Origin of the sequence: Rhodopseudomonas telluris, assembly GCF_042432815.1 — a bacterium.
Classification (GTDB): Bacteria; Pseudomonadota; Alphaproteobacteria; order Rhizobiales; family Xanthobacteraceae; genus Rhodopseudomonas; species Rhodopseudomonas telluris.
In genome coordinates this window covers 1-20,769 of sequence record NZ_JBHLWM010000001.1, presented here as the reverse complement: position 1 = coordinate 20,769, position 20,769 = coordinate 1, and the positions used below count along the sequence as shown (strand labels likewise).

Here is a 20,769-nt window from a genome sequence, read left to right as displayed (position 1 = left end):
GCCAAGCGCAGCGACGCGCCGGCCGGTCACCTGCGCGGGCGTTCAGACGTATTTGATACCGCGCTTGGCGGCCTTCTCAAACTTGCGGACGACCATCGCCTTTTTCAGCTTCGACAAATGGTCGACGAACAGCACGCCGTTGAGGTGGTCGATCTCGTGCTGGATGCAGGTCGCGAACAGGCCGTCGGCGTCCTCTTCGTTCACGTTGCCGTCGAGATCGGTGTAGCGGATCCGCACCACCTTCGGGCGCTCGACCTCGGCGTAGTATTCGGGAATCGACAGGCAGCCTTCCTCGTAGACGTTCAGTTCCGCCGACGAGCCGATGATCTCCGGATTGATGAAGGCGCGCGGCTCGCTGGCGCCGTTGCCCTCCTTGCGGACCAGATCCATCGTGATCAGCCGCACCGGCTCGGCGATCTGGATCGCCGCCAGCCCGATGCCGGGGGCGTCGTACATGCTCTCGAACATATCGTCCGCGAGCTTGCGGATCTCCGGCGTCACCTCGGCGACGGGCTTGGAGATTTCACGGAGCCGCTTATCCGGCAGAATGATGATTTCGCGCAGGGCCATAGCGGCGATTTAAGGCGCAGTCACGGCCCGGTCAATCCGGGGCGGACCGGAGGGACTGCCACTTTCGGCGCGGCAGACGCTTAAAACTCTATTCAGTTTAATGTTCTCTCTTCGTTCGCGGAGACGTTTGCATCTGCTAGGGTCTGGCCATGAACGAAGTGTTGTTTGTGCTGGGAGATGCGTCGGTCAGCGTCGGTGCAGCGCTGGTCGCGATGGCAGCGCTGGCGCTGCTGGTCCTGCTGGCGATCGTCGCGGTGATCGCGCGCGGGCTGCAGGGCGGCAACGCCGCCACGCTCGCCCAGGCCCGCCGCGCCGCCGATCTGGAGCAGCGGCTGTCCGATCTGATCCGCTATCAGAGCGAGGCGAACGGCCGGGTCGACGCGATGGGCCGGGTGTTGGCCGGGCGTCAGGCCGAGCTGGCCCGCGCCGTGAGCGAGCGGCTCGACACCGTCAGTCATCGCTTCGGCCAGTCGATGGCGCAATCGACGCGGCACACGATGGAAAGCCTGCAGGCGCTGCACGAGCGGCTCGGCATCATCGACCGTGCCCACGACAATCTCACCGAACTCACCGACCAGGTGACGACGCTGCGCGACGTGCTCGCCAACAAGCAGGCGCGCGGCGCCTTCGGCCAGGCGCGGATGGAGTCGATCGTGCAGGACGGGCTGCCGAAGGGCGGCTACGCGTTCCAGTACACGCTGTCGACCGGCAAGCGGCCGGACTGCGTCGTGCTGCTGCCCGACCAGCGGCCGCTGTGCATCGACGCCAAATTCCCGCTCGAAGCGGTGACGGCGCTGCGCGAGGCCCGCAGCGACGAGCAGAAGAAGGCCGCAGCGCAGCGGCTGCGCATCGACGTGATGCGGCATGTCGACGATATCGCCGGCAAGTATCTGATCCCCGGCGAGACCCAGGACACCGCGCTGATGTTCGTGCCGTCGGAATCGGTCTACGCCGAAATCCACGACGGCTTCGACGACGTCATCCAGAAAGCCTATCGGGCCCGCGTCGTGCTGGTGTCGCCGTCGCTGCTGATGCTGGCGATCCAGGTGATGCAGCAGATCCTCAAGGACGCGCGGATGCGCGACGCCGCCGACCAGATCCGCACCGAGGTGCTCAGCCTCGGCGACGATCTCGCCCGGCTGCGCGAGCGCGTCACCAAGCTGCAGACGCATTTCGGTCAGGTCAACGACGACGTCCGGCAGATCCTGGTCTCAGCCGACAAGATCGAACGCCGCGCCGCGCGGATCGAGGAGCTGGATTTTGCGGCGCCGGAGGCGGCGGCGCCACCCGAAGCGCCCGTCCCGGCACCCAGCCACGAGGCGCCGCTTGCGCCCGAGCGCACCGAGCTGTTCGGCTCCCGTGCCTTCAAGATCGATGAGGTGGCATCGACTTGAGGCCCCTCCCCAACAACCACCGTCATCACCCGCGAATGCGGGTGATCCAGTATCGCAGAGCGTCGGTTGCTCAGCGACGGAGCCGACTCGGGATCCGCTCCGCGCCCCAATAGAAGAACGGGTTACTGGGTCGCCCGCCTTCGCGGGCGATGACGGTTGATGGTGTGGTGACGGCTTTGGCAACATCGCCGCGAGCCGCAGATGCCGACGCCAATCACGACGCCGACGCCGGGGCCGGAGCCGAATGCCCGGCCGCCCTCGAATCTGCTACGACCTCGGCATGACCTCTGTTCCCCCGACCGACGCTGTCGCCACGCCCGACGCGCCAAAGCCGAACTGGCGCGAGGCGTTTGCCGTTTATCTGCAGCCGCGCGTGCTGATCGTGCTGTTTCTCGGCTTCTCGTCGGGGCTGCCGCTGGCGCTGTCGGGCTCGACGCTGCTGGTGTGGATGCGCGAGTCGGGCGTCGATCTCGGCACCATCGGGCTGTTCGCGCTGGTCGGCACGCCCTACACGCTGAAATTCATCTGGGCGCCACTGGTCGATGCGCTGCATGTGCCGCTGCTGTCGCGGCTGTTCGGCCGCCGCCGCGGCTGGTTGGTCGCCACGCAACTCTTGCTGATCGCCGCGATCCTGTTGCTGGCGCTGACCGATCCGGCGCGCGCGCCGGTGTTCGTCGCGCTCGGTGCGCTTCTCGTTGCGGCCGCTTCGGCCACGCAGGACATCGTGGTCGATGCGTTCCGGGTCGAGAGCCTGCCGGAGAACGAGCAGGCCGCCGGCATGGCGTCCTATGTGGCGGCGTATCGCATCGGCATGCTGATCTCGACCGCGGGCGTGCTGTTCCTGGTCAGCGCCTATGAAGGCACGGGCGTGACGCGCGCGACCGCCTGGATGTGGGGCTACGTCACCATGGCGGCGATGGTGCTGATCGGCACCGTCACCGCGCTGCTGGCGACCGAGCCGGAAGCCTCGGTCCGCGCCGAGGCCGCGACCAGCGCCGACAGCGCTTTCACTCGCGTGATGCGCGCCGCGGTCGGGGCGTTCTCGGAATTTCTCGTCCGCAAGGATGCGCTGGCGGCGCTGGCCTTCGTGGTGCTGTTCAAGTTCACCGACGCGTTCTCGGGCACGATGACGGCGCCGTTCGTGATCGACCTCGGCTTTTCGCGCAACGACTACGCGGCGATCGTGAAGGGCGTCGGCCTCGCCGCGACGCTGATCGGCGGATTCGCCGGCGGCTATCTGGCACGGCGCTATTCGCTGGTGACAAGTTTGTGGATCGGCGCGGTGCTGCAAGCGGTGTCGAACCTGGCGTTCGCTTGGCTCGCGACCGTCGGCGTCAATCAATGGGCGCTGGCGCTGGCGATCTCGGTGGAGAATTTCACCGGCGCGATCGGCACCGTGATCTTCGTCGCGTACTTGTCCGCGCTGTGCCAGAACCCGCTGCACACCGCCACGCAATACGCGCTACTGACCGCGTTGTCGGCCGTGGGCCGGACCTATCTGTCGGCCGGCGCTGGCTACGTGGCGCAGGCGACCGGTTGGCCGCTGTTCTTCATGATCAGCGTCGCGGTGGCGGCCCCGAGCCTCGTGCTCCTCGCCTGGCTGCAACGCCGCGCCCATTTCGCGACATTGGGACCGGTGAGAGTCTGAAGCGAGCTGTGACAACCGTCATTGCGAGCGAAGCGAAGCAATCCATGGGCTCGGTACACGGGACTGGATTGCTTCGTCGGCTGCGCCTCCTCGCAATGACGCGTCATACGATGGCGCTTACTTCACCAGGCTCCATTTGGTGACGACCGCCTCGCTGTATTGCCCCGCCTCCTCGGCGCAGGCGACGGCTTCGACCTTCAGCGACACCTGCTTGCCGAGATGAGATTTCAGTTGCGCGGCCTGGCTGTCGCCGGCCGGCACGATCTGGAACGTCTCCGGGCCGTTCTCGAGATTGCACAGGCCGGCCGGCGGCGGCAGCCGGCGCGGCTCGCTGACGAGCTGATACACCGGCACCTTCTTGCCCTTGGCGTTCGCTCGCGAGCGCATCGCGGAGAGTTCGCCGCTGAGCACGTCGCCGGCCTTCATGGCGGTCGGCTTCGGCAGCGAGGCCTGACTGTCGGTGCCCTGCGCCGCCGCAGGCGAGGTGGAAAGACAGGCGAGCGCGGCGAGAATCAGCGAGGGCTTGAGCAGTCGGTCGATCATCGGGTCCACTTCCGCATCGTTCAGAACAGGGTCCGCTGCCGCATCGCGGCCGACAGCGTGCCTTCGTCGAGATAGTCGAGTTCGCCGCCGACCGGCACGCCGTGGGCGAGCCGCGTCACTTTCACGTTGGCGTCCTGCAGGAGGTCGGTGACGTAATGTGCTGTGGTCTGGCCGTCGACGGTGGCGTTGAGCGCCAGAATGATCTCGCTGACCGCAGGATCATGGGCGCGCGCCACCAGCGCATCGATGGTCAGATCGTCGGGGCCGACGCCGTCGAGGGGGGACAGCGTCGCGCCGAGCACGTGGTAGCGGCCGTTCGTGGCAGAAGCGCGTTCGAGCGCCCACAGATCGGCGACGTCGGCCACCACCACGATGATCGACGGATCGCGCCGCGGATCGGTGCACACCGTGCAGGGATTCTGCGTGTCGATGTTGCCGCAGGTCTTGCACACCTGGATCTTGTCGATCGCGACCTGGAGCGCCGCGGCGAGCGGGCCCATCAGCGCGTCGCGCTTCTTGATCAGATGCAGCGCCGCGCGGCGCGCTGAACGCGGGCCGAGGCCCGGCAGACGCGCCAGCAACTGGATCAGACGTTCGATCTCCGGACCTGCGACCGCAATCGCCATCGGGACGGCACCATTCGTGTCGGTGAATCAAAGCGACGGCAGACGCGGTGGCGACTGCCGGTCGGCGACGTGAGATTGCGAATCGGTCGTGCGGAAGACTAGCCCAGACCGAGCCCGGGCGGCAGGCCGAGGCCGCCGGTCAGCGCCTTCATCTTCTCCTGCATCGCGGCTTCCGCCTTGCGATGGGCGTCGCCGAGCGCGGCGATCACCAGATCTTCCAGCACGCCGACCTCGTCGGGCTTCACCAGCGAAGGATCGATCGAGATTCCGCGCACTTCCATCTTGGCGGTCATCCGCACCTTGACGAGGCCGCCGCCGGACAGACCCTCGACCTCGATCTGGTCGAGTTCGTCCTGCATCGCCTTCATCTTCGACTGCAGCTGCGCGGCCTGCTTCATCATGCCGAGAAAATCAGCCATGATCGGTTCCTTCTCAGATTTGAAAACTTAAAAGTCGTCGTCTTCCTCGACCGGCTCGACCGCGCCTTCGATAGCAGCATCGGTCTCTGCCGGCTCGGCGGCGAGCCGCCGCACCTCCAACACCTTCGCGCCGGGAAAGCGCGCCAGCACTTCCTGCACCCGGGGATCGTTCTCGGCGGCGCGTTCGCGCTCGTTCTTGATCGCCTCGTTCTGCGATCGCAGCGTCGGCTGGCCGGGCTCGTTGGAAATCACCACGGTCCAGCGCCGGCCGGTCCATTGCTCCAGCTTGCGGCCGAGGTCGCTGATCAGGCTGCGCGAGGCGGTGCGCTCCAGCGCCAGTTCGAGCCGGCCGTCCTCGATCCGCACCAGCCGGACGTCGGCTTCCAGCGCCATCCGGGTCATCACGTCGCGTTTCTCGGAGGCGAGCGCGACGAGCTGCGGGAAGCTGGTGATCTTCAGCACCCCGGGGTCGGGTTGCGGCGCGGCAGGCGCGCTCGGCTGCGGCCGCGCCATCGACGGCTGGCTCATCGTCGCGCCGCCACGCGACATCATCGCAACCGGCGCCGCATAGTTCGGGGTCGAGGAGGCCATCGACGAGGGCGCAGCCGACGGCGCGCCGCGCGGCGCACTGCCGCTGGACGGCAGCGAACCGCCGCCGCCCTGCTCGATCATCCGGATCGCCTCGTCCGGTGTCGGCAGATCGGCCGCATAGGCGATCCGCACCAGCACCATCTCGGCGGCCGCGGCCGGGCGCGTCGCGCCCTGCACCTCGGCGATGCCCTTGAGCAGCATCTGCCACATCCGCGACAGCACCCGCATCGACAGCTTGGCGGCGAAGTCGCGGCCGCGCAGTCGCTCGGTCTCGCCGAACGCGACATTGTCGGCGATCGCCGGCACGATCTTCACGCGGGTGACGAAATTGACGAATTCGGCAAGATCGCTGAGCACCACCACCGGATCGGCGCCGGTGTCGTACTGATCGCGAAATTCCGCGAACGCCGCCGCAATGTCGCCGCGCGCCAGCGCATCGAACAGCTCGATCACGCGCGTGCGGTCGGCAAGGCCGAGCATCTGGCGGACCGCATCGGCACGAACCAGACCCGCCGCGTGAGCGATCGCCTGGTCGAACAACGACAGCGAATCGCGCACCGAGCCTTCGGCCGCGCGGGCGATGACGCCGAGCGCTTCCGGCTCGACCTCGACGCCTTCCTTCTGGGCGATATTGCCGAGATGCGTCATCAGCACGTCGGCTTCCACGCGGCGCAGGTCGAAGCGCTGGCAGCGCGACAGCACCGTCACCGGGACTTTGCGGATCTCGGTGGTGGCGAACACGAATTTGGCGTGCTCCGGCGGCTCCTCAAGCGTCTTCAGGAAGGCGTTGAACGCCGCCGTCGACAGCATGTGGACTTCGTCGATGATGTAGACCTTGTAGCGCGCGCTGGCCGGCGCGTAGCGCACGCTGTCGTTGATCTGGCGGACATCGTCGACGCCGGTGTGCGAGGCGGCGTCCATTTCCAGCACGTCCATGTGCCGGCTTTCCATGATCGCCTTGCAGTGCACGCCGTGCACCGGCATGTGGATGGTCGGCCCCTTCACCGAGCCGTCCGCCATCTCATAGTTCAGCGCCCGCGCCAGGATGCGCGCCGTGGTGGTCTTGCCGACCCCGCGGACGCCGGTGAGGATCCAGGCCTGCGGAATCCGTCCGGTGTCGAACGCGTTGGAGACGGTGCGCACCACCGCTTCCTGGCCGATCAGATCTTCGAAGCTGTTGGGACGATATTTGCGTGCCAGCACCCGATAGGCGCCAGCCGGAGAGGCAGCCTCGGTCGCCGTCAAGGGCGTCGGATTGTCGGCGGGAACGCCAGAATCGCTCATCGGTCAGTCCGCAATGCTGTGAGTGTCGGGGCCGGATTGCGGAACGGAGCGGGGTGACGGCGGGGCAGGTTCATGCGGCTGACCGGATCACCCCACGCAGACCCGGCTTCCGCCGGGGTAACACCACCTTCGAGCGGCCGGCAGGCGGCCGAAAAATTAGGTAGGAGACTGACGAGCGACCCGATCCGGACCTCGTTAGGGCTGCTTCCTTCCGGACCTGACCCGGTTGGCGAGTGGCTCGTCCACCGCCAATCTCCCGGTCCCTATTTGGAGCCAAACCCGGCCGAATGCAAGCCGCTCCGCCCGGCTTTGGACCTTCGGCTAAACCGAGGCAAAGATGCCTGGATCGGCGCGCAGCCGGCATGCGCCAGACGATGCTCCCGGCGCGTCCCGCCGCTTCCGCCGCCGCAGCCGGCTTGGTATGGATGCGGACGGACGCGCCTCCCCGCACGCAAGAGCCCGCCCATAAGGGCCGATGGAACCTCAATGTCCTCCGACTGGTCGCTGAGCTCGCAGCTCGAAAAAGACACCATCAACATCGGCGATCTGCCGCTCAGCCGCGTCCTGGTGATCAAGGACGCGCATTACCCGTGGCTGCTGCTGGTGCCGCGCCGGGCCGGCGCGGTCGAGATCATCGACCTCGACGAAGTCGAGCAGGCGCAGCTGATGACCGAGATCTCCCGGGTCGGACGGGCGCTGAAGGAGATCACCAAATGCGACAAGCTGAACATCGCCGCGCTCGGCAACATGGTGCCGCAGCTCCATGTCCACATCATCGCGCGGCGCTCCAGCGATGCGGCCTGGCCGCGCCCGGTCTGGGGCGTGATGCCGCCGCTGCCGCACGATCCGGAAGAAGTGCAACAATTCATCAGCGCGCTCCGGCGCAAAATCTGGCTGGGGTAAACCGATGAGCAGCGCCTTCCCACTCGGCCAGCCGGCCTTCGTCAGCCATGTGCTCGACCGCGCCGCGCATCTGCGCATGAACGACGCCAAGCTGATGGCGATGGAGGACAAGAGCGACACGCGCGCCTATGTGGTGCATCGCGATTCGCTGCTGGTGAAGCACGAGGACGGCGGCACCCGCGCGCTCTTGACCATCAAGGAAGCGATTTCGCTCGGCGCCAATGCCGGCACGATCTTTCTCGGCCTGCGCGACGGCGCCGCGGTGTTCGGCATGGGCATCGGCGCGCCAGCGGCTGAGAAGCTGATCGGCCGGCCCGACGCCGGCCTCGCCGAGCTGCGCGGCATGGCGATGCAGGGCGTGTTGCCGCCCGACCAGCTCGCCGCCATCGCGGTGGCGAAGTCGCTGGTCAACTGGCACCAGCGCCATGGCTTCTGCGCCAATTGCGGCGCCCGCACGTCGATGTCGCAAGGCGGCTGGAAGCGCGACTGTCCGAGCTGCAAGGCCGAGCATTTCCCGCGCACCGACCCGGTGGTGATCATGCTGGTGACGGCCGGCGAAAAATGCCTGCTCGGCCGCCAGAAGCAGTTTCCGCCCGGGATGTATTCGTGCCTCGCCGGCTTTGTCGAGGCCGCCGAGACGATCGAGGACGCGGTCCGCCGCGAGATCTTCGAGGAGTCCGGCATCCGCTGCAGCGACGTGCGCTACTACATGACGCAGCCCTGGCCTTACCCATCTTCGTTGATGATCGGTTGTACTGCGATCGCCACCAGCGAGGACATCACCGTCGATCTCACCGAACTCGAAGACGCGCGGTGGTTCTCGCGCGAAGAAGCCACGCTGATGATCAAGCGCGAGCACCCCGACGGGCTGGCCGGACCGCATCCGTTCGCAATCGCGCATCACCTCGTCGGCCGCTGGCTGGAAGGACACTCATGACCCTCACCGCCAAGTCCAATCCGCGCGTCCTGTGCATCGGCATCCCGGTGCGCGACCTCACCTTCCGGATCGAGGCTGTGCCGGGTCGCGGCTACAAGGTGCCGGCGAGCGCCTATCAGGAAATCTGCGGCGGCAACGCGCTCAATGCCGGCATCGGCATCGCCCGGCTCGGCGGCACGGCGCGGATGTGCGGCCCGATGGGCGATTCCGGCGAAGCGGCGTCGCGCTTCATCTTCGACAAGCTCGCAGAGGAAGGCATCGGGACCTCCGGGCTGATCCACATGCCGGGTTTGGTGACGCCGATCTCCGCCGTGCTGGTCGATCCGACCGGCGAGCGCACCATCGTCACCTTTCGCGATCCGAAGCTGTGGGACGTCGAGCTGCCGGCCGCCGACGAGCTGCTGGCCGACTGCGACGCCATCATGATCGAGAGCCGCTGTGGCGCCTTCGCGACGCCGCTGTGCGCCGAAGCGCGCAAGCGCGGCATTCCGGTGGTGGTCGATATCGACAGCGCGATGTCGCTGAATCAGGGCTTGCTCACGGCATCATCGCATCTGATCTTCTCGGCCGAAGCACTGCATGCCACCGCCGGCGTCGAGGACGACGAGGCGGCGCTGAAGAAGGTCGCGGCGCTGACCCACGCCTTCGTCGCCGTCACCCGCGGCCCGAAAGGCACGCTGTGGCTCGACGACCACCAGCAATTCCAGGAGACGCCAGCCTACCCGGTGCACGTCGTCGACACCCTCGGCGCCGGCGATATCTTCCACGGCGGCTTCGCGGTGGCCTTCAGCGAAGGCCAGGACATCCCGAGCGCGCTGCGCTTCGCCTCGGCCGCCGCCGCGCTGAAATGCACCCGGCCGGGAGGCGCATTTGCGTGCCCGAGCCGGGCAGAAGTCGAGGCGTTTCTCGCCGACAAGGCGAAGTAATCAGCGTGGACGCGACTGAGCGAACGCACGCTCACGACCACAGTCGTCATTGCCGGGCTCGCCCCGGCAATCCATCCTCTTCACAAAGACTCTTTGCCCAGCGCGCGCGAGATGGATGCGCGGGTCAAGCCCGCGCATGACGTCGTTTACGGGGGCGAGGGGGTGCCAGAAGTGCGTCGTTATCCCCTGCGAAGGCGGAAGTGACAGTGGCCAAGCCAGCCACATTCTCTGCCGTCATCCTCCGCGAAAGCGGAGGACCTAGTATCCCAGAGCGTTAGCGACAGGTGCAGTGCCAATCAGCGAGCGCTCTGCGATACTGGGTCGCCCGATCAAGTCGGGCGATGACGATGGTGAGAGGGGCGAGCGTCCGGCTTCAGATCGCCAGCTCCGACGACGTCACGCCTCCTCTGGCGACCAGCCCGGCGGCGCCAGCTCGAAATGCTCGAACTGGAATCCTGGCGCCACCGTGCAGCCGACCAGCGTCCACTCGCCGATGGCAGCGGCCGCCTGCCAAGCGTGCGGTGGCACGATGGCTTGCGGCAGCTGGCCCGCGGCGACATCCGGCCCCAGCGTCAGCGCGCGGGCACCGTTGTCGTCGGCGATCTCGAGCGTCAGCGGCGCGCCCGCGTAGTAGTGCCAGATCTCGACCGCATCGATGCGGTGCCAGTGCGAACGTTCGCCGCGCGCCAGCAGGAAGTAGATCGCGGTCGAGCAGCTGCGGCCACCAGGGTCGCAGCGCGGGTCGCGAAACGTCTCGCGGTAATGACCGCCTTCGGGATGCGGCTGCAGATCCAGCCGATCAATCACCTCGGCTGCGGTCAGAGACGAGCTGATCACGAGTTGTTCTTGCGCTCGCGAATCTCGCCGAACACATCGGCGGCGCTTTCACCCGCGAGACCCACCGCCGCCGCGACCGACGGCACGTCGGCGCGCAGGAATACGTTGGCCTGCTTCTCCTCGCCGAGCGTCACCGGAATAGTCGGCTGGCCGGCCGCGCGCTGCTGCTCGACCTGCTTGGCGCGCGCCTGCAGCGCGGCGTTGTCGGGCTCGATGGTCAGTGCGAACTTGACGTTGGAGGCGGTGTATTCGTGGCCGCAATACAGTTTGTAGTCGTCCGGCAAAGCCCGCAGCTTGAGCAGCGACTCCCACATCATCGGATAGGTGCCCTCGAACACCCGGCCGCAGCCGATCGAGAACAGCGTGTCGGCAGCGAACAGCACGCGGTCGTCGTCGAACACGTAGGAAATGTGATCGAGCGTGTGGCCCGGCGTCTCGAACACGCGCGCGGACAGTCCGCCCACCTTGACGACGTCGCCCTCCTCGACCCGCAGGTCGACATCGGCGATCTTGGCGTTGGCGTCGTGCGGCGCGACGACGCGGCACTGATACTTCTGCTTCAGCTCGGCGATGCCGCCGACATGATCGCCGTGGTGATGGGTGACGAGAATGTCCGTCAGCTTCCAGCCTTCCTTCTCGAGCGCCGCGATCAGCGGCGCGGCTTCCGGCGCGTCGATCGACGCGGTGGCGCCGGTCGCTGGATCGTGCACCAGATAGCCGAAATTGTCGGAGAGACAGGGAACGATGCGGATGTCGGCGGCCATGAATTCTCCCGGGATTGGACCGGACGCCGCGCGGCAGGCGGTCGTCGGTCGAACACGACGATAGTCTATCACGGAGGGCAAGGCGGATGAAACGCGGGACACACCGCAGCCCGCTGCACACCGTCGCTTTGCCGGACGCGATGTCGGCATGGTAAAAGCCGTCCATGACGATGGATGTGGTCAACCTGCGCGAATTCTACTCCAGCCGGCTCGGCGTGGTCGCGCGGCGCCTCATCAACCGCGGTATCCAGAAACGATGGCAGGACGCGAAGGGCCAGCGCGTCCTCGGGCTCGGCTATCCGACGCCGTATCTCGGCCTGTTTCGTGACAATTGCGAACGCTGTATCGCGTTCATGCCGGCTGCCCAGGGCGTGCTGAAGTGGCCGACGGCCCGTGCCACGTTGTCGACTTTGGTCGAAGAGCGCGCGCTGCCGCTGCCCGATGCCGCGGTCGACCGCATCCTGCTGGTGCATTCGCTCGAGATGTCCGACGATCCGGAGGCGCTGCTGCGCGAAGTGTGGCGGGTGCTGGCGCCGTCGGGACGACTGCTGGCGGTGGTGCCGAATCGCCGCGGCGTCTGGGCGCGGATCGACAACACACCGTTCGGCCACGGCCGACCGTATTCGCGCTCGCAGATTTCCGATCTGCTGCGCCGAACCTGGTTCACGCCGGTCGGCTGGAGCGAAGCACTGTTCGTGCCGCCACTGGAGCAGGGCTGGCTGATGCGATCGGCGCCGGCCTGGGAACGAATCGGCGGCGCAACCTCGCTGCCGCTGGCCGGGGTGCATGTGGTGGAAGCCACCAAGCAGGTGGTCCGGCCGCTGCCGGCCAAGCGCGAGCGCATCCGGCTGATCCCGTCGCTCGAGCCGTCGCTGGTGCCGTCCCCGATGCAAGCGGACGATCCCGACCTGCCACTGCGGCCACGCTGAAACGCAAAAGGGCCGCGCCGAAGCGCGACCCTTAGGACCAATCGTAGGAAAACGCGGCGTTACTCGCCGCGCGAGGCGTCCTCGGCCGGCGCAGGCGCCGCTGCGGCAGCGGCTTCGCCACGCGGCGTATGCGGACGGCGCCGCCGGCGGGGCGGGAAGCGTTCACCGCCGCCCGCGCCTTCGAACGCTGCGGGAGGCACTTGCGGCTGCGGTCCCGTGATGAACGACGGCAGGCGGTCGACGCCGGCATCGATGCTCGGCTGCGGCTGCTCGGCACGCGGGGTGAACTGCGGCTGCGGGCGATGCTCGCGCGGCTGTGGCTGCTCGCGGGGCTGGAACTGAGGCTGTTCACGGGGTTGATATTGCGGCTGCGGCTGCGCCGGAACGAGGCCCGGCTCGGCGCCGAAGTTCGAGTAATCGGTCTCGTCGTCCTCGCCGTCCGACATGTCGTTGTCGATCCGCGGCAGCTGCTGCTGCGGCTGGTTCTGCCGGAACTGCTCCTGCGCGGCAGCGATCAGACGAAAGTAGTGCTCGGCATGCTGATAATAATTCTCCGCTGCAACCGGATCTCCGGACGAGCGCGCATCACGAGCAAGCTGGACGTATTTCTCGGCGACATGAGAGGCGGTGCCGCGGATCTTGATATCGGGGCCGTTGGATTCGAACACCCGGGTCATCGGGTTCTGGCCGCGCCGATTGTTATTGTTGTTATTGCCGCCGTTATTCCGGTTCCGCAGCCGCTTATTGTTCTGCCCGTTTCTCATGTCTTACCTTTTTACCGAGTCCGATATGTCCCGATGGTGCTGAGTATTTTCAAAGGCCTCTGATCGCCCTGAAGCCAAATTCGGAGCCTGAATGGGCCGTGAGCCCGATCGTCATCCCACGGCTGACCGCCAGGGCGTGCAAGGATATCCGGCCACCGATGCACGGCGCAGGCGGCCTATCCGCAACAGTGACCCGCTCGGTATCGTCAGCACCGCGTGTCGCGTTCAACAAAGACGCGTTCCCCAACTCCGGAGCGCGCCGTGCCGCGCCGGCCGGACCCAACAACGAACCCGCCGCAGCAGGCTCAGCTTCGCTTGCGTGAGTTCTTCAAGCGTAAAATCAGGCTTTCATTCGCTCCGCGGTCGCGAGCAGCACGGCTGGTTCAAAGCCCCTGCGCTCAATCGATCCGCTGGTTTGGAACCCTCGGCAACCGGGTTCTCGATAAGAACTCTGTTCTTTTCTGGCCTATGACCGCGGACCCGCGGGACCAGTCAGGCTTGGCCTGATGTGCTGGTCGGAACGTAGTCGCTCTCGACCGATTTTCCAAGCGTTTTTTGCAATCTATTCCGACGTTAAGCGGGCAATTTGCGGCCGGAGACAACCCGCAAAACGCCTGCCAGATCCGCGCGCGGCGGCTCGACAACGGTCAGCCCGGCAGCCCGCATCAGGGCGGCGACGTCGTCGCTCTGGCCCTGCCCGATCTCGACCACCAGCGCGCCCCCCGGCCGCAGCAATCGCACCGATTCGGGCGCGATCCGGCGATAGGCCTCGAGGCCATCGGGGCCGCCGTCGAGCGCCCGGCGAGGATCGTGGTCCCGCACCTCGGTATCGAGCGCCGCGATGTCGGCCGCCGGAATGTACGGCGGGTTGGAGACGATCAGGTCGAACGGGCCGCTGAGCGCCGACACGTAGTCACAGGACACGAAGCCCGCGCGATCGGCAAGGCCGAGCGCGCCAGCGTTGGCGCGGGCGATGTGAAGCGTTGCGAAGTTGATATCGGTCGCGACGCCGGTCGCACCGCGGCACTCGCTGAGCAACGCCAGCAGGATGGCGCCGGAACCGGTGCCGATGTCGAGAATACGCGGCTGCGAGCGGGCTTCGGCGCGAAGGAACTCCAGCGCCACTTCGACTACGGTCTCGGTGTCGGGGCGCGGCACCAGCGTGTCGGGACCAAGCTTCAGCGGCAGTCCCCAGAACTCGCGCGTGCCCAGAATCCGCGCCACCGGCTCCCCGGCAAGGCGCCGGGCCGCAAAGGCTGCGAGCCGCTCGGCCTCCGGCGGAGTGAGCAGCCGATCGGCTTGCGAAACCAGGCCGGTGAGATCGAGGCCGGTGACCTCGCCAATCAGCAACCGCGCATCGAGGTCAGGAGAGTCGAGGCCGGCATCCTTGAACAGCTTTCCAACCGCGCGGCGCGCCGCCGCCAGCGTCAGGCCCTGGAGCGCAATCGTCACCGAGGCCGCCTTTGCCGGGGCATCGGCGCCGCTGGTCACGCGGCGTCGCTTTGCGCCGCGAGCTGGGCGGCCTGGTGCTCGGTGGTGAGCGCGTCGATCAGTTCGCCCAGCGCTTCGCCGGCGATGACTTGCGGCAGCTTGTACAGCGTCAAGTTGATGCGATGGTCGGTCACCCGGCCCTGCGGGAAGTTGTAGGTGCGGATCCGCTCGGAGCGATCGCCGGACCCGACCTTGGCCTTGCGCTCGGCGGAGCGCGCCGCGTCGAGCCGTTGCTGTTCGGCATCGTAGATGCGCGAGCGCAGGATGTTCATCGCCGACGCGCGGTTCTTATGCTGCGAGCGGCTGTCCTGCATCATCACCACGATGCCGGTCGGCAGGTGGGTGATCCGGATCGCCGATTCGGTCTTGTTGACGTGCTGACCGCCGGCGCCCTGCGCCCGCATGGTATCGATCTTGAGATCATCCGGCTTGATGTCGACGTCGACTTCCTCGACCTCGGGCAGCACCGCCACGGTCGCCGCCGAGGTGTGGATGCGCCCTTGCGTCTCGGTATCAGGCACACGCTGCACGCGATGCACGCCGGACTCGAACTTCAACTTGGCGAAGGCGCCTCGGCCCTTCACCTCGGCGATGATTTCCTTGAAGCCGCCGACGGTGCCTTCGCTCGCCGAAATCACTTCGACGGTCCAGCCCTGCAGCGCGGCAAACTTCTCGTACATCCGGAACAGATCGCCGGCGAACAGCGACGCCTCGTCGCCGCCGGTACCGGCGCGGATTTCCAGCATGACGTTGCGGTCGTCCATCGCGTCCTTGGGCAGCAGCGCCACGCGGATCTGCTGGATCAGTTCGTCCCGGTGCGCGTCGAGCGCGTCGCGCTCGGCCTCGGCCATGGCGCGCATCTCCGGCTCGGTGTCCGGATCTTCGAGCAGTTCGTCCATCTCGCCGAGTTCGTCGCGGACTTCGCGATAGGACTTCACCGCCTCGATCAGCGGGTTGAGCTCGGACAGCTCGCGGGTGATCCGTACATAGTCGGCAGCGCCGACATCGCCGCCCATCAGTTGCGCTTCGAGCGCGGCATGGTGCGCGAGGAGAACGTCGAGCTTGGCTTCGGGCAGGTGGGACATGGATCGATCTCGAAGAACGGATACGGCAAAGCGGCGAACGACGGCGTCGTCACACAGCAGCGTCGCTACAACGGAAGCCGGTGCGCCTCGGCAAATTCCGCTAGCTTGTCGCGGATCGAGACGCTGCCGGCCGGCAGATCGAGCAGCGGCGAGATCGCCGCCTCGGCTTTGGCGGCGTCGAGCTCGAGAATCATCGCCTTTACCGGGCCATGCGACAGCGCCGACACCGACAGCGAACGATAGCCGATCGCGATCAGCGCCAACGCGGCCAGGGGCTGTGACGCCATCTCGCCGCACAGCGACACCGAGCGCTTGGCCGCCTTACCCTTGCGGACGATGTCGCGCAGCGCCCGCAGGATCGGCGCCGACAACGTATCGAACCGGTCCGACACTTTGGAGTTGCCGCGATCGACCGCGAACAGGAACTGGAACAGGTCATTGGAGCCGACCGAGACGAAGTCGACTTTCTTGAGCAGTTCGTCGAGCTGATACAGCAGCGCCGGCACCTCGACCATGGTGCCGACATCGACGCGCTCCGGCAGCGTATGGCCGTGCTGGCGCAGATAGGTCAGTTCGCGCTCGACGATCGACTTGGCGGCGTCGAACTCGGCGACCTCGGAGACCATCGGGAACATGATGCGCAGATAGCGTCCGCCGCCGGCGCGCAGCAGTGCGCGGATCTGGCTGCGCAGCAGGCCGGGGCGGTCGAGCCCGAGCCGGATCGCGCGCCAGCCGAGCGCGGGATTCTCCTCGACCACCGTTTCCATGTAGGGCAGCGCCTTGTCGCCGCCGATATCGAGCGTGCGGAACGTCACCGGCTTGTTGCCGGCGGCGTCGAGCACGGCGCGATACAACGCGAGCTGGTCGCTCGACCGCGGCAGGCTCTGGCCGATCATGAACTGCAGCTCGGTGCGGAACAGGCCGATGCCGGACGACCCCGTGTCCTCGATATGCGGCAGGTCGATCGCCAGACCCGCATTGATCATCAGATCGACCGGCTGGCCGTCCTTGGTGACGCAGGGCAGATCGCGCAGCGCCGAGTACTGCGCCTGCCGCCGGGCGCGAAAACGCACGCGCTCCGCATAGGCGGCTTCGATTTCGGCCGATGGCCGCACATAGATCGAGCCGGATGTTGCGTCGACGATGATCCCGTCGCCCGGGTCGGCGATGCCCGGCGCGTTCGGCACTTCGCCGACCGCGGCGATGCCCAGCGCGCGCGCCACGATCGCGACGTGCGAATTGGCGGTGCCCTCCTCGAGCACGAGGCCGCGCAGCCGCTTGCGGTCATAGTCGAGCAGCGCCGCGGGGCCCATCGAGCGCGCGATCAGGATGGCGTTCTCGGGCAGTTGCTCGCGCGACGGCGCGTGGTTCTGGCCGACCAGCTGGCGCATCAGCCGATGGCCGAGATCCTCGAGATCGTGCAGCCGCTCGCGCAAATACGGATCGGTCGACCGCAGCATCCGCGCGCGCGTATCCGACTGCACGCGCTCGACCGCGGCTTCGGCGGTGAGGCCGGTCGCCACCGCTTCGTGCAACTTGTGCGACCAGCCGTGGTCGTTGGCGAACATCCGATAGGCTTCGAGCACGTCGCGATGCTCGCCGCCGTCGGCGACGTCGCCGCGCTCCAGCATGCGGTCGAGATCCGAGCGCAGATTGGCGAGCGCGGTATCGAGTCGCTTGATCTCCTTCGGCAGATCCTCGGCGATGTAGTTGGTGATGACGACCCGCGGCTCGTGCAGCACGACGTGGCCGAGCGCGATGCCGTCGGACAGCACCGCGCCGGTCTTGTGAATCGAGTGCCGCGCCGCGGGCTCGGCGCCGGGCTGCGCCAGCGCCGAGAGTTCGCCCGACGCGATCATCTCGGCCAGCACCATCGCGGTGGTCTGCAGCGCCTCGACTTCTTCCTCGACGTAAGTGCGCTTGGCGCGGTTCTGCACCACCAGCACGCCGAGCGTGTTGCCGGCGCGCAGGATCGGCACGCCGAGGAACGAGTGATAGATTTCTTCGCCGGTTTCCGGGCGGAACGAGAACGCCGGATGGCTCTGCGCGTCGGAGAGATTCAGCGGCGTCGCTTCGGACGCCACCAGGCCGACCAGGCCCTCATGGGCGCTCAGCACGGTCTGGTGCACAGCTTCGCGGTTCAGACCTTCGGTGGCGTAGAGTTCGAGCGTGTTGTCGACGCGCAGCACGTAGGTGGAGCACACCTCCGCCACCATGTTGGCGGCGATCAGGACGACGATCTTGTCCAGCCGTTCCTGCGCGGAGACTTGCTCCGCCATGGTTTCACGGAGCCGTCTCAGCAAGACGCGGGGGCCGCCCGACGTGCTCCGCATGTGCCGACATCTCCCCTGAAATGACTCACCGCCGCCGATAACGGCGCCGACGACAATCCCTTTCGCCGCCAACGTGACCGGCAGCGAGTCCGCCGGTCCCGACGCTAGCCGGAGCAGGCCGCTTCACCGCCCGCCGACCGGCCTTCGCAACGCAACACAAACCGACTCTTTAGCCGCATCGCCGACGCCGCACGCCCTTCAGGCCGTATAGCGAATTGAGGCTTGATTTGCCAAGCAAAACGCCTGCCACGGGCGGCCGCGAGCCGCGCCGCGCGCCGCCTTAAATCACTACAAAATTGTTCTAAACTTGATCCAATCCATACAACGTATGCAACGTCCGAACCGCGAGCTCGGTATAGGCCGCATCGATCAGCACCGAGAACTTGATCTCCGAGGTCGTGATCGCACGAATGTTGATGTTGCGCGCCGCCAGCGCCGCGAAAGCCTGGGCTGCGACGCCGGCATGGCTCCGCATCCCCGAGCCGATCACCGACACCTTGGCGACGTCGGTCTCTGAGTCGAAGCGGGCGTAGCCGATCTTGTCCTGTGCCGAGGTGATGGTCTGCTTGGCGCGGGCGAAATCGGCGGCCGGCACTGTGAAGGTCAGGTCGGTGGTCTTGCCGTCTTCCGACACGTTCTGGACGATCATGTCGACGTTGATGTTGGCATCCGCCAGCGGCCCGAAGATCGACGCCGCCACCCCCGGCTTGTCCTCGATCCGGCGGACCGAGATCTGGGCCTCGTCCTTCGAGAAGGCGATGCCGGTGACGACGTGGTTCTCCATGATTTTCTCCTCGCTGCAGATCAGCGTGCCCGGCGGCGTGCCGTGCGGATCGATATCTTCGGGTTTGTCGAAGGAAGAGCGCACGAAGATCGGCACGTTGTAGACCATGCCGAGTTCGACCGAGCGGACCTGGAGCACCTTGGCGCCCTGCGAGGCGAGCTCCAGCATCTCCTCGAACGCCACCTTGTCGAGCCGCTTGGCTTTCGGCACCACCCGCGGGTCGGTGGTGTAGACGCCATCGACGTCGGTGTAGATGTCGCAGCGATCCGCCTTCAGCGCCGCCGCGATCGCCACCGCCGAGGTGTCGGAGCCGCCGCGGCCGAGCGTGGTGATGCGATTGGTCTCGGCATTGATGCCCTGGAAGCCGGCGATCACCGCCACTTCCTTGCGTTCATCGAACCGCTTGATGATCTCGCTGCCGTCGATGTCGACGATCCGGGCGGACGCATGAGCGTCGCTGGTGCGGATCGGGAGCTGCCAGCCCTGCCAGGACCGTGCCTGGATACCCAACGCCTGCAGGGCGATCGCGAGAAGTCCCGACGTCACCTGCTCGCCGGACGCCACCACCGCGTCGTATTCGCGAGCGTCGTGCATCGGAGAGGCTTCGGTGCACCAGGCGACCAGCTCGTTGGTCTTGCCGGCCATGGCCGACACCACCACGGCGACCTCATGGCCCGCGTCGACCTCGCGTTTCACATGGCGCGCGACGTTCTGGATGCGCTCGATATTGGCGACGGACGTGCCGCCGAATTTCATCACCAGCCGGCCCATGACGAATAGTGCAATCCCTGCAGACAACGAGTATGGATGGCGCGGAATCCGCCAGTCGGCAGCCGCGTGGCGCGTATACACAGCGGCGCGGTTTCGGGCAAGCAACCGAACGGGCCGGGCGGAACCGGGGCAGGGTTGGGGTGCCCGCGGCATGGCGCGGGCCACGCATTCTGGGAGCACGGCGTATCGCTATGGCATTGCAAAACGAGACCTCCGGCGCGCCGACGTCGACCGTCGACCCCGCCGAGATCGCCAAATTCTCCAAACTGTCGGCCGAATGGTGGGACCCGACCGGCAAGATGGCGCCGCTGCACCGGATCAACCCGCTGCGGATCAGCTTCATCCGCGATGCCGCCTGCCGCAAGTTCGACCGCAACGCCAAGAGCCTGAGCTGCCTGTCCGGGCTGCGGATGCTGGACATTGGCTGCGGCGCCGGTCTGCTGTGCGAGCCGTTTACCCGGCTCGGCGCCCAGGTGATCGGCATCGACCCCTCGGCCACCAACATCGCGGCCGCCAAGCTGCACGCCGACAAGTCGCATCTGGCGATCGACTATCGCAACATCATGGTCGAGGAGATCGACCCGCGCGAGCGCTTCGACATCGTGCTGGCGATGGAGGTGATCGAACACGTCACCGACGTCGGCGCCTTCCTGTCGCGCTGCGCGGCGCTGATGAAGCCGACCGGCATGATGGTGGTCGCCACCCTCAACCGCAATTGGAAGAGCTTCGCGCTGGCGATCGTCGGCGCCGAATATGTGATGCGCTGGCTGCCGCGCGGCACCCATCAATGGGACAAGTTCGTCACCCCGGCCGAACTCGAGCAGCACCTCAACGGCATGCAGCTAGTCGTCACCGAACAGTCCGGCATGGTCTACAACCCGCTCGCCGACCGCTGGAAACTCTCGCCCGACATGGACGTGAACTACATGGTGGTGGCGGAGACGGCGCCGTAGTTATCCTTCCGCGACGGATTGCGTTCTTGCGAAGATGATGGATGCGCGGGTCAAGCCCGCGCATGACGCTTCTTTTTGGGGCGAGTTTTTGCGTCAGATCTGCGTCCAGCGGGTTTGTCGTAAAGCCCCTCCGCTCCCCCGCCGTCATTGCCGGGCTTGATGTTCAGCCCGGAGACATGACCGACAGGTGTTCGGAGACATAGTCGACACATCATAG

19 protein-coding genes and 1 other RNA gene are annotated in these 20,769 nt (G+C 66.7%); 7 read left to right on the top strand and 13 right to left on the bottom strand.

Annotation, left to right across the window (positions count from 1 at the left end; all coding sequences use genetic code 11):
• Nucleotides 1-42 precede the first annotated feature (42 nt).
• Nucleotides 43-570 (bottom strand): peptide deformylase, encoded by a 528-nt coding sequence (def, locus tag ACFFJ6_RS00100; RefSeq protein WP_378383095.1) that lies wholly within the window; start codon nt 568-570, stop codon nt 43-45.
• A 149-nt stretch (nt 571-719) separates the two neighbouring features.
• On the opposite strand from def, the gene ACFFJ6_RS00095 reads away from it, so the two are divergent.
• On the top strand, nt 720-1,964 hold the full coding sequence (locus ACFFJ6_RS00095; protein WP_378383093.1) for a DNA recombination protein RmuC: 1,245 nt from the start codon (nt 720-722) through the stop codon (nt 1,962-1,964).
• 280 nt (nt 1,965-2,244) lie between these two features.
• A complete protein-coding gene (locus tag ACFFJ6_RS00090) occupies nt 2,245-3,612 on the top strand; it encodes an AmpG family muropeptide MFS transporter (protein ID WP_378383091.1) in 1,368 nt (455 codons plus the stop codon).
• Nucleotides 3,613-3,729: 117 nt separating this feature from the next.
• Here ACFFJ6_RS00090 and ACFFJ6_RS00085 read toward each other — a convergent pair whose 3' ends face one another.
• The 5 genes from ACFFJ6_RS00085 to ffs form a co-directional block, all read right to left on the bottom strand.
• Complete coding sequence (locus tag ACFFJ6_RS00085) at nt 3,730-4,155, bottom strand: hypothetical protein (RefSeq protein ID WP_378383089.1); 426 nt, start codon at nt 4,153-4,155, stop codon at nt 3,730-3,732.
• 20 nt (nt 4,156-4,175) lie between these two features.
• A complete protein-coding gene (gene recR / locus ACFFJ6_RS00080; protein WP_054164718.1) occupies nt 4,176-4,781 on the bottom strand; it encodes a recombination mediator RecR in 606 nt (201 codons plus the stop codon).
• Nucleotides 4,782-4,879: 98 nt separating this feature from the next.
• On the bottom strand, nt 4,880-5,200 hold the full coding sequence (locus ACFFJ6_RS00075; RefSeq protein ID WP_054164717.1) for a YbaB/EbfC family nucleoid-associated protein: 321 nt from the start codon (nt 5,198-5,200) through the stop codon (nt 4,880-4,882).
• A 27-nt stretch (nt 5,201-5,227) separates the two neighbouring features.
• Nucleotides 5,228-7,075, bottom strand: a complete 1,848-nt coding sequence (locus ACFFJ6_RS00070; RefSeq protein WP_378383086.1) for a DNA polymerase III subunit gamma/tau — start codon at nt 7,073-7,075, stop codon at nt 5,228-5,230.
• 160 nt (nt 7,076-7,235) lie between these two features.
• Nucleotides 7,236-7,332: signal recognition particle sRNA small type (gene ffs / locus ACFFJ6_RS00065), an RNA gene on the bottom strand.
• 229 nt (nt 7,333-7,561) lie between these two features.
• On the opposite strand from ffs, the gene ACFFJ6_RS00060 reads away from it, so the two are divergent.
• The 3 genes from ACFFJ6_RS00060 to ACFFJ6_RS00050 are packed head-to-tail and all read left to right on the top strand — an operon-like array spanning nt 7,562 to nt 9,841.
• Nucleotides 7,562-7,978: an HIT domain-containing protein gene (locus ACFFJ6_RS00060; RefSeq protein ID WP_378383084.1), complete on the top strand. Its 417-nt coding sequence runs from the start codon at nt 7,562-7,564 to the stop codon at nt 7,976-7,978.
• A gap of 4 nt (nt 7,979-7,982) precedes the next feature.
• Nucleotides 7,983-8,915, top strand: coding sequence for an NAD(+) diphosphatase (nudC, locus tag ACFFJ6_RS00055; RefSeq protein WP_378383082.1), 933 nt, complete (start codon nt 7,983-7,985; stop codon nt 8,913-8,915).
• Nucleotides 8,912-9,841 (top strand): sugar kinase, encoded by a 930-nt coding sequence (locus ACFFJ6_RS00050; RefSeq protein WP_378383080.1) that lies wholly within the window; start codon nt 8,912-8,914, stop codon nt 9,839-9,841. The genes nudC and ACFFJ6_RS00050 overlap by 4 nt, the downstream gene beginning before the upstream one ends.
• Nucleotides 9,842-10,237: 396 nt before the next feature.
• Here the strand turns inward: ACFFJ6_RS00050 and ACFFJ6_RS00045 are convergent, their stop codons facing one another.
• Entirely contained in the window at nt 10,238-10,678 is a 441-nt protein-coding gene (locus ACFFJ6_RS00045) for a cupin domain-containing protein (RefSeq protein ID WP_378383078.1), read from the bottom strand.
• A complete protein-coding gene (gene gloB / locus ACFFJ6_RS00040; protein WP_378383076.1) occupies nt 10,675-11,442 on the bottom strand; it encodes a hydroxyacylglutathione hydrolase in 768 nt (255 codons plus the stop codon). The genes ACFFJ6_RS00045 and gloB overlap by 4 nt, the downstream gene beginning before the upstream one ends.
• Before the next feature lie 164 nt (nt 11,443-11,606).
• On the opposite strand from gloB, the gene ACFFJ6_RS00035 reads away from it, so the two are divergent.
• Nucleotides 11,607-12,371, top strand: a complete 765-nt coding sequence (locus tag ACFFJ6_RS00035; protein ID WP_378383074.1) for a class I SAM-dependent methyltransferase — start codon at nt 11,607-11,609, stop codon at nt 12,369-12,371.
• Nucleotides 12,372-12,430: 59 nt separating this feature from the next.
• On the opposite strand, the gene ACFFJ6_RS00030 is transcribed toward ACFFJ6_RS00035, so the two are convergent.
• The 5 genes from ACFFJ6_RS00030 to ACFFJ6_RS00010 form a co-directional block, all read right to left on the bottom strand.
• Entirely contained in the window at nt 12,431-13,135 is a 705-nt protein-coding gene (locus ACFFJ6_RS00030) for a DUF4167 domain-containing protein (protein WP_378383072.1), read from the bottom strand.
• Between the two features lie 573 nt (nt 13,136-13,708).
• Nucleotides 13,709-14,587, bottom strand: coding sequence for a peptide chain release factor N(5)-glutamine methyltransferase (gene prmC, locus ACFFJ6_RS00025; RefSeq protein ID WP_378383070.1), 879 nt, complete (start codon nt 14,585-14,587; stop codon nt 13,709-13,711).
• Nucleotides 14,588-14,622: 35 nt separating this feature from the next.
• A complete protein-coding gene (prfA, locus tag ACFFJ6_RS00020) occupies nt 14,623-15,711 on the bottom strand; it encodes a peptide chain release factor 1 (RefSeq protein ID WP_378383068.1) in 1,089 nt (362 codons plus the stop codon).
• 65 nt (nt 15,712-15,776) lie between these two features.
• Entirely contained in the window at nt 15,777-18,044 is a 2,268-nt protein-coding gene (gene ptsP / locus ACFFJ6_RS00015; protein ID WP_378383066.1) for a phosphoenolpyruvate--protein phosphotransferase, read from the bottom strand.
• A gap of 301 nt (nt 18,045-18,345) precedes the next feature.
• Entirely contained in the window at nt 18,346-19,599 is a 1,254-nt protein-coding gene (locus ACFFJ6_RS00010) for an aspartate kinase (protein WP_378383064.1), read from the bottom strand.
• A 191-nt stretch (nt 19,600-19,790) separates the two neighbouring features.
• Here ACFFJ6_RS00010 and ubiG point away from each other — a divergent pair, with 191 nt between their 5' ends.
• Nucleotides 19,791-20,552, top strand: a complete 762-nt coding sequence (gene ubiG, locus ACFFJ6_RS00005) for a bifunctional 2-polyprenyl-6-hydroxyphenol methylase/3-demethylubiquinol 3-O-methyltransferase UbiG (protein WP_378383062.1) — start codon at nt 19,791-19,793, stop codon at nt 20,550-20,552.
• Nucleotides 20,553-20,769: the final 217 nt, after the last annotated feature.